Raw genomic sequence first — 10,943 nt, forward strand, 5'->3', positions numbered from 1 at the left:
AGGTGCTGCTTTCCGGGCAGCACCTTTCTGTACAGCAACGTTTTCTGCTGGCCGTACCAGCCGTACGAGGAAAATTATGAGACGCCTTCCCGTGTTTTTTGTCCTGGACTGTTCAGAGTCCATGATTGGTGAAAACCTGAAAAAAATGACTGATGGTCTGCAAATGATCGTCGGAGATTTAAGAAAGGATCCACACGCACTTGAAACAGCCTGGGTTTCGGTAATCGCATTTGCCGGTGTAGCCCGTACGATTGTACCTCTTCACGAAATTGCCTCGTTCTACCCTCCCCGCCTTCCCGTTGGCGGCGGTACGAGCCTTGGGGCCGCATTGCGTGAGCTGACCGTACAAATTGATACCCAGGTCAGAAAAACCACTCATGAGGCTAAAGGCGACTGGAAACCCGTCGTGTATCTCCTTACCGACGGACGTCCGACTGACGACACAACCGCAGAAGTGAAGCGCTGGAAGGATCACTACGCGAGTAAAGTGAATCTCATTGCCGTTGGCCTGGGGCCGTCAGCGGACCTGAATACCCTGCGGCAACTGACAGAGAATGTCATGCTGTTCACCGAGTCTCAGGAAGGGGACTTTACCCGCTTCATCAAATGGATCACAGCCTCGGTTACGGCGCACAGCCGCAGCGTCGGAGACGACAAACAACCTGAGCTCAGCCAGACTGAATACATAGTCCGGCTGGCCAAGGACGAGCCAGTAAAAGCGTACGACGAAAACTGCGTTACGCTTACCGGCCGTTGCAGCAAGACCCGTCGTCCGTATCTGATGAAGTATGAACGGCCACCAGCAAGGATTTCCGGGCTCGATTTCAGCCTGAACCTGAACAGCTTTAATATTGCCGGATGCTATCCCATCGATGAGGACTATTTTGCATGGTCAGATGCCACCGCTACCGGTTTGCAGGTAAACACCAGCGAACTGCATGGCGTACCGGGTTGCCCTCACTGCGGTAATGCCAGTGCGTTTGCCCTGTGCTCATGCGGAAAATTGCTGTGCATTGACGGCCCGGATGACGTGATCTGCCCGTGGTGTGAAACAGGCCTGTCATTCAGCAATGATGGCGGAAACACTAACTTCGACGTAAACAGAGGGAGAGGTTGATGTCGCAAAATGCTTTACTTGAAGAGAAGATTATCCGCTTAGTGCTGTCTGAGCTGGGCCACCCTGTAGAAGGTGAGCGGCTTTTTCTTCTATCGCACGACCCTTCCCTTACTGAAGAGATTATGCGGCTTAAAGAGCGGATTGAGAGCCTTGCACAGGGTTTATCTGCGCGGGTTAGCGAAGGTTATAACGACGCAGAGATCGCCCCCTCGTCAGCATCCAGCCTTTCCGATCAGCAACAAACGGTCGTAAGTGATGCAGATAACCCGGGCATTGACGCTACCGATACACCATTACTGCAACCCCTGCCAGAAAATGAACCTCATCCTCCGTTCTGGAAGCTGATGCCTTATTACGAATTTGATAAACCAGCACAGAGGGAAGACGAAAACCTGTCTTCCCTGGTATTAAAACCCGGGCAGATACCGACAGGCCAGCAGCGGGCCGGATTAGCTGTGCCACCTGCCGTTCCCCCGAGAGCTAAAATAGTTATTCCCAACGCCCGCGCAGGCGAACGTTTCTCTTCGCCGGTTGCTATAGTTCTGGATGAGGGCCAGCAGGCTACTGTCAGGGACGTTGTCTTTCCCAGGAACATTGGCCTGACCTTTGACAAAGAGCATAAGTTGCTGACAGGTACACCCACCGAAAGCGGCGATATAGAGCTTTCAGTACTCTGGTCATGCGCTTCGCACGACGAATGCGAAACAAAACAGCTTTTTATAGTCAATCCCGATCCGAGAAGCCTGTGGAAGGTGGTAGAGCCACCAGCAGGCGCTTCCTACCCTAAGTCCCATCTGGACGCTGCTGGCCTGGTCAAGGGTGACATACGTATTGCTGCCGCCAGTCGCCGGGGACGATCTCATGAGCATGCCGGGAGCTTCAGAGATGACGACTTCTATATCAACCACTGCCAGGAAACAGGATGGTCTGTCATGCTGGTCGCAGACGGGGCCGGTAGTGCGGTAAATTCCCGGGAAGGCTCCCGGATTGCAGTCCAAACGGCTGGCGATTACCTTTTCAATCAGCTCAGTGGTTTGAAAGGCGTCCATCTAAAGCAGCACATCACGGCGTGGGAAGGGAGCGATCAGCAGGCAACCATAAACGCCATGCTTCATCATTTTAAACAGGCAGCTACGCTCGCGGTCAACAGTATCCAGAACGAAGCCATTTGTGCAGAACAACCTGTGAAATCCTATTCAACAACCCTACTGGCAACTGTAGCGCTACGAACTGATAATGAGCTGTTTGCGGCTGCATTCTGGCTTGGTGATGGTGCGATAGGTGCATACAGCCCTTCCGGTAAAGTCAGGATACTGGGAAATCCCGATAGCGGAGAATACGCAGGACAAACCCGCTTTCTTGACCAGAGCATTATCGCAGACCCCTCGTTTAGCGGCCGCATCAGCGTGGGTAAATGGAATGATGTATCTCACTTGATCCTCATGACAGATGGCGTATCAGACCCTCTGTTTGAGACAGATAACGGGCTTCGCAGTGACGAAAAATGGACCCGTCTCCTTGATGAGCTCATCCCTGTCCTTACAGACGCCAGTATTGCGCCTGAGAGGTTAGGCGACTGGCTTAACTTTTTCTCCACAGGGAACCACGATGACCGCACTATTGCGGTGTTGTGGTAAGGCATACGCTTCTTCGGTGATCAATATGGCAAATATTGTTACGTGCAAAACAAAGGACGGCGAAACAGTCCAGTATGTTGACGAGGTAATTGGTTCGGGCTCGATGAAGGATGTTTACTTCTCGCCTGATAAATCATACGTCGTCGCTTTTTATCATAAACCGCAGAACGAGCAGGCCCGGGATCGGATTGATATGATCACCGGACGCTACAGGCAAAACATTTTTGGCCAGTCCGGAGGTGAATACTGGAAGGACCTGTTTTGCTGGCCGACCCACGTTGTTGAGCATGGGGATAAAATCGGCATCGTGGTTCCAACCTACAAAAGCTACTTTTTCTTTAAATACGGCTCTAAAAACGATGATTTTCTTGGCATAAAAGGCCGTGAAAAGGAAGGCAAATGGTTTGCCAGCGCCAGCAACCAGAATAAATTTCTCGACCCACGTGAACGAGGCAATACGCTTACCTATCTCAAGGTCTGTCTGCTGCTAACAAGAGCCGTCAGAAGGATGCATGCGGCAGGTCTCTGTCACAGCGATCTAAGCTATAAAAACGTGCTTATCGATCCAGAAATGGGACATGCCTGCATCATTGACGTAGACGGCCTGGTTGTCCCTGGAAAGTATCCTCCCGACGTCGTGGGCACCCCGGATTTTATCGCTCCGGAAGTGGTGAAAACCAGCCATCTTTCCAAAGAGGATCCGAACCGCGTATTGCCAAGCATTTCTACTGACCGTCATGCGCTGTCGGTGCTTATCTACATGTATCTGTTCTTCCGTCATCCGCTACGTGGCGGAAAAATACATGACATGTCGGATGAAGTACGTGATGAGACCTTATCTATGGGTGAGAAGGCACTCTTCATTGAACATCCGACAGACAAAAGCAATGCAGTCAAAGTCAGTCAGCTATCCTCCTTTTCACTGCCCTGGGCTGACCCGGAGAAAATTCCTTACACCATCATGGGCCCTTATCTGACGCCTTTGTTTGAACGCGCCTTTATTGATGGCTTACACGATGCCACTAAACGCCCGACCGCCGATGAGTGGGAAAGTGCCCTGGTTAAAACAGTCGATCTGATACAGCCCTGCCAGAACAAGGCGTGTGAACAGAAATGGTACGTTTTCTCAGGTAAGACAAAGCCGGTTTGTCCCTACTGCGGTACGCCATACAAGGGTAAATTACCGGTTCTAAATTTATATTCATCCCGAAAGGAAGGCAGTTATCGTCCTGACGATCACCGGTTGATGGTGTGGAGCGGGCAGTCAATCTATGCGTGGCATGTGAATCGCCTCATTGCGCCAAATGAGCGCACAACCGATGCACAAAGGAAACGAGTTGGGTATTTTGTTTTCCATAACGATCAGTGGTGGTTAGTAAATGAAGGCATAAATGGGCTTATGTCATTACCGGATAAACGACAGATTGCCATTGGTGAAAAAATTGAACTGACGAATAACGCTCAGTTTGTTCTGTCAAAGGAGGAAGGCGGCAGGCTAGTCGTCGTTCAGTTAGTAGAAAACTAACGTGAAGTGGTTTACTGAATTTGGCCACCTGAACAGAGGTGATATGCTCACCTCAGAACAACACAGGTGTCATAATGAAAAAAAGAAATTTCAGCGCAGAGTTTAAACGCGAATCCGCTCAACTGGTCGTTGACCAGAACTACACCGTGGCAGATGCAGCCAGCGCTATGGATGTCGGCCTTTCCACAATGACGCGATGGGTGAAACAATTACGTGATGAACGGCAGGGCAAAACACCAAAAGCCTCCCCCATTACCCCGGAACAAATTGAAATCCGTGAGCTCAGGAAAAAGCTACAACGTATTGAAATGGAAAATGAAATATTAAAAAAGGCTACTGTAGATTCAATCTGTCAATGCAACACCCCTTTCAATTATCTCTTTCGGTGTTTTGAACTTCAGTGTCTTTCTCGGTCTGTTGTTTAGCTGAGCAGCAACCAGATCTAGTTCATGTTGAGTATATTGGGCAAGACATGTCTTTTTAGGAAAGTACTGCCGAATTGTAAGCGTTAAGTGAGCGCCGTATTGACGGTTATTTATCGGTAAGAACCACGTTCCATGGCAGCAGTTCGGCCACTTTGTTGCTGGGCCACTCCGGCAGTACGCTCAGGATATGGCGAAGGTAGGCTTCCGGATCGATACCATTCAGCCTGCACGTCCCGATCAGTCCGTACAGCAGGGCTCCGCGCTCACCACCGTGGTCGCTGCCGAAGAAGATAAAATTCTTTTTCCCAAGACAGACGGCACGAAGGGCTCGTTCGGCAGCGTTGTTATCAGGCTCTGCCAGGCCATCTTCACAGTAGTAGCACAGCGCATCCCACTGGTTCAGGACATAAGCGAACGCTTCGCCCAGACGGGACTTTTTCGACAGCGTCTCATTTTTTTCTACCAGCCATTCATGCAGCGATGCCAGCAGTGGTTTGCTTTGCGATTGTCTGGCTGCCAGACGCTCTTCTGTCGTGAGGCCGCGTATTTCTTCTTCTATCGCGTACAGCTCACCGATACGTTTCAGGGCTTCTTCCGCTGTCGCTGTGTGAGTGCTTATATAGACATCATGGATTTTTCGGCGGGCATGGGCCCAACATGCGGCTTCTGTCAGCGGCCCTCCTTCACGTTCCGGACTGAACAACCGATCGTAGCCTGCGAAGGCATCCGCCTGCAGCACACCATGATAGTGGCGAAGGTGTTGCTGAGGATGTTTTCCCTGCCGGTCTGGCGAGAAGGCGAACCATGCCGCTGGCGGATCTGATGAACCTGCGCTTCTGTCGTCACGTACATACGTCCAGATACGCCCGGTTTTCGTCTTCTTTCTGCCCGGTGCAAGCACCAGAACCGGAGTGTCATCCGTATGCAGTTTGTGGCAGTCCATCACGTAGTGGTAAAGGGCCTCATCCAGCGGGGCCATTAACCGGCAACATGCATCCACCCAGTTGGAGAGCAGAGCCCGGCTCAGATCCACGCCCTGACGGGCAAAGATTTCGCACTGGCGATACAGCGGCAGGTGTTCGCAGTATTTGGCCGTTAACACGCGGGCCAGCAGACCCGGCCCGGCGATACCCCGATCGATGGGACGTGATGGCGCAGGTGCTTCAACGATACAGTCACATCGGGTGCAGGCCTTTTTCACCCTGACCGTGCGGATCACTTTCAGGGCGCTGGAGACCAGTTCCAGCTGCTCCACGCTGACTTCGCTGAGGTACGCCATACTGCTGCCGCATTCCGGACAGCTGGTTTCCGCAGGATCCAGCCGATGTATCTCGCGGGGAAGATGTGCTGGTAACGGGCGACGATGGCGGGACTGACGCAACTGGCGAGGTACCTGCGGATCGTCTTCCCGTCCGTTGTAGCGATCGCTTTGCTGCTCCTGCTGTTTCAGCAGGGCTTCGGCTTCTTCAACCTGTCGGCGAAGTTTTTCGGAGCGGGTACCGAACAACATTCGACGCAGTTTTTCTATCTGTGCCCGCAGATGCTCTATCTCGCGCTCTTCGTTCTCTATTTTCTCTTCTGCGCGGGCCAGTGCAGAACGCAGGAACGACTCAGTCTCTGCAACGAGACTGAGCTGACTGTCTTTCTGGCGAAGCGCGTCTTCCAGCGCAGCGATACGGGCGAGATAGTCGTGATTCATAACCGCTTTTATAATGCGGTTATGATTTTTTTACAACATTGTCAGTGAGTTAAGGCGGGATATTTTTGGCTGGCGCCAGTCCAGCTTATCAAGGAGCATGGCAAGTTGTGAGCGGGTGATCGCGATTTTGCCGTCGCGTACAGCAGGCCAGACGAACTGTCCCTCTTCCAGGCGTTTGATAAACAGGCACAGACCATCAGCATCAGCCCAAAGTATTTTCACGGTATCGCCACGGCGTCCCCGGAAGATAAACAGATGGCCGGAGAAGGGATCCTCATCCAGAACGTGGTGTATCTGTTCGCCCAGCCCGTTGAAGGATTTACGCATATCCGTGGCCCCGGCGACCAGCCAGATGCGGGTGCCTGACGGGAGGGATATCATGGTGTCCTCCCGGTCAATTCGCGGATCAGCACAGTCAGCAACTCTGACGACGGGTTCTCCAGCGTCATTTTGCCGTGGCGGAACTCAACATGACAGGAAGTGGCGCTGGCGTGAGCGGAGGAGAACGTACACAGAGTGTCATTCTCTGCTGCGGGCAACGGGTCGTTGATAACGTCGACGGACAACAGAGTCGGAGAAGCCGGAAGAGATTGAGGTACCACCGGCCCCACGATAGTTGCAGGCATTCGACGAGAGATTCGCCCCTCTCTCTGCCAGAGGCGTAGCCACTTAAAAATGAGATTATTATCAACGCCATGTTCCCGCGCCAGTTGTGCGACGTTGGCATCTGGTCGTGAAGCCAGTTCGACCATCCGAAGTTTGAAGTCACTGGAATAGACGGTACGCGATTCAGTTCGCCAGTTGGCAGCATTTTCCATAAACAGAGCTCCTTCTAAATTAGACGGAGCTCTAAGCTAGCGATCCCGGGACTGGAATCACAGGCGGCAGTGACTTGACGCTTACGCCGAATTAGCCCATTTGTGTTCTCATTTGTTCCCCGCTGCCAAGGACTCTGAGGATCGCAGAAGTAAACTTTAACGCCGGTGCTGACAGTAAATTCTAGATGTCTGGCCAGTTCCATTCCTCTGTCCCATGTCAGTGATTTTCTGAGTTCTGACGGTAAACTCAGGAATTTGTCGGTAAGAGCCTGATTTACTGAGACAGAATCTTTGCCCCTGAGTCTAAGGATGATCGTATAACGTGATTTTCGGTCTACAAGTGTGGCTATATGAGAGTTTTTGTACCTGAGACTAAATCGCCCTCCCAATGCCCCAGAGAGCGTCTGTTATCGATATTTCGGGAACGTTCGTGAATTGGTGTTCCGTTCACTATGTTAATCGTACCTCTTTCGCCTTTGCGGGTATGACGCCTGCCATGGCGAAGGCTATGCGACCGTCGCAGATGCTGTATATTCAGGTGGTGTAGCGCTTCACGGCTACGAAAGTACAGCGTTTTATAAATTGTCTCAGGTGATATTCGCAGCGTTTTTTGACGTGGTTTTGTTCGCCTTAACCATCCTGATATTTGCTCTGGAGACCATTTCATCTCCAGCTTTTCCAGAACAAGCTTTCGCAATGGTAAATTTTGATCCAGTAAGCACGGTTTTGGCCTTTTCGCCATTCTGTTGGCTCGGTTATTAGCATCAACAGCTTTGTAATAGCGTCTGCCCCGATTACGCTGAACTTCACGTGAGATCGTCGAAGGACTGCGATTCAGCGCGGCTTTGTTGAATAAATAAGATTTCGTGCGAACGACCCTGTAGCTGGCTGGATTTTCAGGCAATACGCACGCTTTCTGGCATCCCAGCCTTTGTCATCCTGTTCAACGCACGCACCATGGCCATAGCTTCCGCTACCTGACCATCGTAGTCACGCAGCGTCAGTGAACCTCCCAACAACTGCTTCATTCTGTACATTGCCGTTTCCGCTATCGAGCGACGGTTATATTCCGTTGTCCATTTCCACCGTGCATTGCTTCCGCTCAGCCGCTGATTAGCAACGGCACGGTTGCGGTCTGCGTACTCACCGGGCCAGTAACCTGCACCTTTTCGGGGCGGGATAAGCGCGCTGATTTTCTTACGCCGCAGTTCATCGTGACAGAGCCGGGTGTCGTAAGCCCCGTCTGCCGCGGCTGCCCTGATTTTTCTGTGAGTCTGCCGGATAAGGCCCGGGAAGGCTTCTGAGTCCGTGACGTTATTCAGCGACAGGTCTGCACAGACAACTTCATGTGTGTTGCTGTCAACAGCAAGATGCAACTTTCGCCAGATACGACGGCGCTCTTTGCCGTGCTTTCTGACTTTCCATTCGCCTTCACCAAAGACCTTCAGCCCGGTGGAATCAATCACCAGGTGTGCGATTTCACCCCGGGTGGGCGTTTTGAAACTGACATTAACCGACTTTGCCCGCTTACTGACACTGGTGTAATCCGGGCAGCGCAACGGAACGTTCATCAGGGCAAAAATGGAATCAATAAAACCCTGCGCAGCCCGCAGGGTCAGCCGGAATACGCGTTTAATCACCAGAACGGTGGTGATGGCGAGATCAGAATAGCGCTGGGGCCTTCCTCGTGATGAAGGCGTTGCCGACTCATACCAGGCCTGAATCGCCTCATCATCCAGCCAGAAAGTGAGGGAGCCACGGTTGATGAGAGCTTTGTTGTAGGTGGACCAGTTGGTGATTCTGAACTTTTGCTTTGCCACGGAATGGTCTGTGTTGTCGGGATGACCTGCCCCCACGATTAGATACAACACTCAGTTAGTAACGTCGGAATCTTCATTCTCAGAATGACCCTTTCTCCAGCCCGCTGCAAATTCAGACGGTGTCTGATAATTCAGCGTGGAGTGCGGGCGGCATTCGTTATAATCCTGCCGCCAGTCATTAATAATTTTCCTGGCATGAACGATATCGCTGAACCAGTGCTCATTCAAACATTCATCGCGAAATCGTCCGTTAAAGCTCTCAATAAATCCGTTCTGCGTTGGCTTGCCCGGCTGGATTAAGCGCAACTCAACACCATGCTCAAAGGCCCATTGATCCAGTGCACGGCAAGTGAACTCCGGCCCCTGGTCAGTTCTTATCGTCGCCGGATAGCCTCGAAACAGTGCAATGCTGTCCAGAATACGCGTGACCTGAACGCCTGAAATCCCAAAGGCAACAGTGACCGTCAGGCATTCCTTTGTGAAATCATCGACGCAGGTAAGACACTTGATCCTGCGACCGGTGGAAAGTGCGTCCATGACGAAATCCATCGACCAGGTCAGATTGGGCGCCGCCGGACGGAGCAGCGGCAGACGTTCTGTTGCCAGCCCTTTACGACGTCTTCTGCGTTTTACGCCCAGGCCACTGAGGTGATAAAGCCGGTACACGCGCTTATGATTAACATGAAGCCCTTCACGGCGCAGCAACTGCCAAATACGACGGTAGCCAAAACGCCTGCGCTCCAGTGCCAGCTCAGTGATGCGCCCTGATAAATGCGCATCAGCAGCCGGACGGTGAGCCTCATAGCGGCAGGTCGACAGGGATAAACCTGTAAGCCTGCAGGCACGACGTTGCGACAGACCGGTCGCATCACACATCAACATCACGGCTTCCCGCTTCTGGTCTGTCGTCAGTACTTTCGCCCAAGAGCCACCTGAAGCGCCTCTTTATCCAGCATGGCTTCGGCAAGCAGCTTCTTGAGTCTGGCGTTCTCTTCCTCAAGCGACTTCAGGCGCTTAACTTCAGGCACCGCCATACCGCCATACTTCTTACGCCAGGTGTAAAACGTGGCATCGGAAATGGCATGCTTGCGGCAGAGTTCACGGGCGGGTACCCCAGCTTCGGCTTCGCGGAGAATACTGATGATCTGTTCGTCGGAAAAACGCTTCTTCATGGGGATGTCCTCATGTGGCTTATGAAGACATTACTAACATCGGGGTGTACTAATCAACGGGGAGCAGGTCAGTGGTATAGCTGATGCCTTCCATTCAACATGCAATCAATGTTCAGCAATCTGCAGCAAGATGTTGTTTGATATAGCTGTCCATATATCGGTTACGCTGACTTTAAATATATCTTTAATTTTTATTTATTTGGTTTGATTGGCTGGGTTTTTAATTAATGTTTGAATTTATATTCCAATCTTGATCTGTTTGTAAGATTTAAATACTAGTAAATGCTGCGTGGGTAGCAACCTGAATCTTACCATTTTTACTTTAATGGCAGGTCTCATTTGATCATTTTGCATGATCAACTTAGGCGGTTTTATCGGAGCATCTTACAAAGACTACACCATCAATCGTTTCCTCCCCTCTAGTTCGCAACTGAAGTGAATTGTCAAGACAATTTCTAGAGCGATCTTTTGCCTGCACTTTGTGGCCCTATACAGCCAGTATCTTGCGAAAGGGCGGCACATCAGGAGAACAGTGTGGAAAGAAGTGAAAACAATGACATGCAACTTGTAGATATGAAGTGGATCGCAGCAACGCTGAAAGTCACTGATAAATGGATTTATAAGCAAATTCAGGACGGAGAATTTATGAAGCCAATAAAACTTGGCAGAAGTTCTCGTTGGAGGCTAAGTGACATACACGAATGGTTGGAAAACCGCGTGAAGTGAACAT

Annotated in this window: 9 protein-coding genes and 3 pseudogenes; 5 read left to right on the plus strand and 7 right to left on the minus strand. The window is 51.3% G+C overall.

Features of this window, described 5'->3' with window-relative positions:
• Positions 1–76: 76 nt before the first annotated feature.
• The 4 genes and pseudogenes from ACLHV9_RS17130 to ACLHV9_RS17145 form a co-directional block, all read left to right on the plus strand.
• Positions 77–1,117: a TerY-C metal binding domain-containing protein gene (locus tag ACLHV9_RS17130; RefSeq protein WP_045899550.1), complete on the plus strand. Its 1,041-nt coding sequence runs from the start codon at positions 77–79 to the stop codon at positions 1,115–1,117.
• Positions 1,117–2,754 (plus strand): PP2C family serine/threonine-protein phosphatase, encoded by a 1,638-nt coding sequence (locus ACLHV9_RS17135; protein WP_063928008.1) that lies wholly within the window; start codon positions 1,117–1,119, stop codon positions 2,752–2,754. The genes ACLHV9_RS17130 and ACLHV9_RS17135 overlap by 1 nt, the downstream gene beginning before the upstream one ends.
• Positions 2,755–2,779: 25 nt before the next feature.
• Positions 2,780–4,279 (plus strand): helix-hairpin-helix domain-containing protein, encoded by a 1,500-nt coding sequence (locus ACLHV9_RS17140; protein WP_032662300.1) that lies wholly within the window; start codon positions 2,780–2,782, stop codon positions 4,277–4,279.
• Positions 4,280–4,353: 74 nt separating this feature from the next.
• Positions 4,354–4,611: pseudogene (locus tag ACLHV9_RS17145) on the plus strand (transposase); the annotation flags it as partial.
• A gap of 12 nt (positions 4,612–4,623) precedes the next feature.
• Here the strand turns inward: ACLHV9_RS17145 and ACLHV9_RS17150 are convergent.
• The 7 genes and pseudogenes from ACLHV9_RS17150 to ACLHV9_RS17180 form a co-directional block, all read right to left on the minus strand.
• Positions 4,624–4,779: pseudogene (locus ACLHV9_RS17150) on the minus strand (IS30 family transposase); the annotation flags it as partial.
• A gap of 31 nt (positions 4,780–4,810) precedes the next feature.
• The gene (locus ACLHV9_RS17155) at positions 4,811–6,403 is read right to left on the minus strand and encodes an IS66-like element ISKox1 family transposase (protein WP_058691233.1); all 1,593 of its coding nucleotides are present in this window, start codon (positions 6,401–6,403) and stop codon (positions 4,811–4,813) included.
• Between the two features lie 30 nt (positions 6,404–6,433).
• The gene (tnpB, locus tag ACLHV9_RS17160) at positions 6,434–6,784 is read right to left on the minus strand and encodes an IS66 family insertion sequence element accessory protein TnpB (RefSeq protein WP_004189161.1); all 351 of its coding nucleotides are present in this window, start codon (positions 6,782–6,784) and stop codon (positions 6,434–6,436) included.
• Complete coding sequence (locus ACLHV9_RS17165) at positions 6,781–7,221, minus strand: transposase (protein WP_048994037.1); 441 nt, start codon at positions 7,219–7,221, stop codon at positions 6,781–6,783. Before ACLHV9_RS17165 ends, tnpB begins: the two co-directional genes overlap by 4 nt.
• Before the next feature lie 83 nt (positions 7,222–7,304).
• Positions 7,305–8,062: pseudogene (locus tag ACLHV9_RS17170) on the minus strand (IS30-like element IS30 family transposase); the annotation flags it as partial.
• 55 nt (positions 8,063–8,117) lie between these two features.
• Positions 8,118–9,041, minus strand: coding sequence for an IS5 family transposase (locus ACLHV9_RS17175; protein WP_058689838.1), 924 nt, complete (start codon positions 9,039–9,041; stop codon positions 8,118–8,120).
• A 51-nt stretch (positions 9,042–9,092) separates the two neighbouring features.
• A protein-coding gene (locus ACLHV9_RS17180) for an IS3-like element ISSen4 family transposase (protein WP_121528277.1) occupies positions 9,093–10,213 on the minus strand; the annotation gives its coding sequence in 2 pieces (ribosomal slippage) (positions 9,093–9,955 and positions 9,955–10,213; 1,122 coding nt in all).
• A 558-nt stretch (positions 10,214–10,771) separates the two neighbouring features.
• On the opposite strand from ACLHV9_RS17180, the gene ACLHV9_RS17185 reads away from it, so the two are divergent.
• Positions 10,772–10,939 carry a helix-turn-helix transcriptional regulator gene (locus ACLHV9_RS17185; RefSeq protein ID WP_044593897.1) on the plus strand — a complete coding sequence of 56 codons (168 nt, stop codon included), beginning with the start codon at positions 10,772–10,774 and terminating at the stop codon, positions 10,937–10,939.
• Positions 10,940–10,943: the final 4 nt, after the last annotated feature.

This window comes from Enterobacter sp. CPE_E890, assembly GCF_046521475.1.
Taxonomy (GTDB): Bacteria; Pseudomonadota; Gammaproteobacteria; order Enterobacterales; family Enterobacteriaceae; genus Enterobacter; species Enterobacter adelaidei.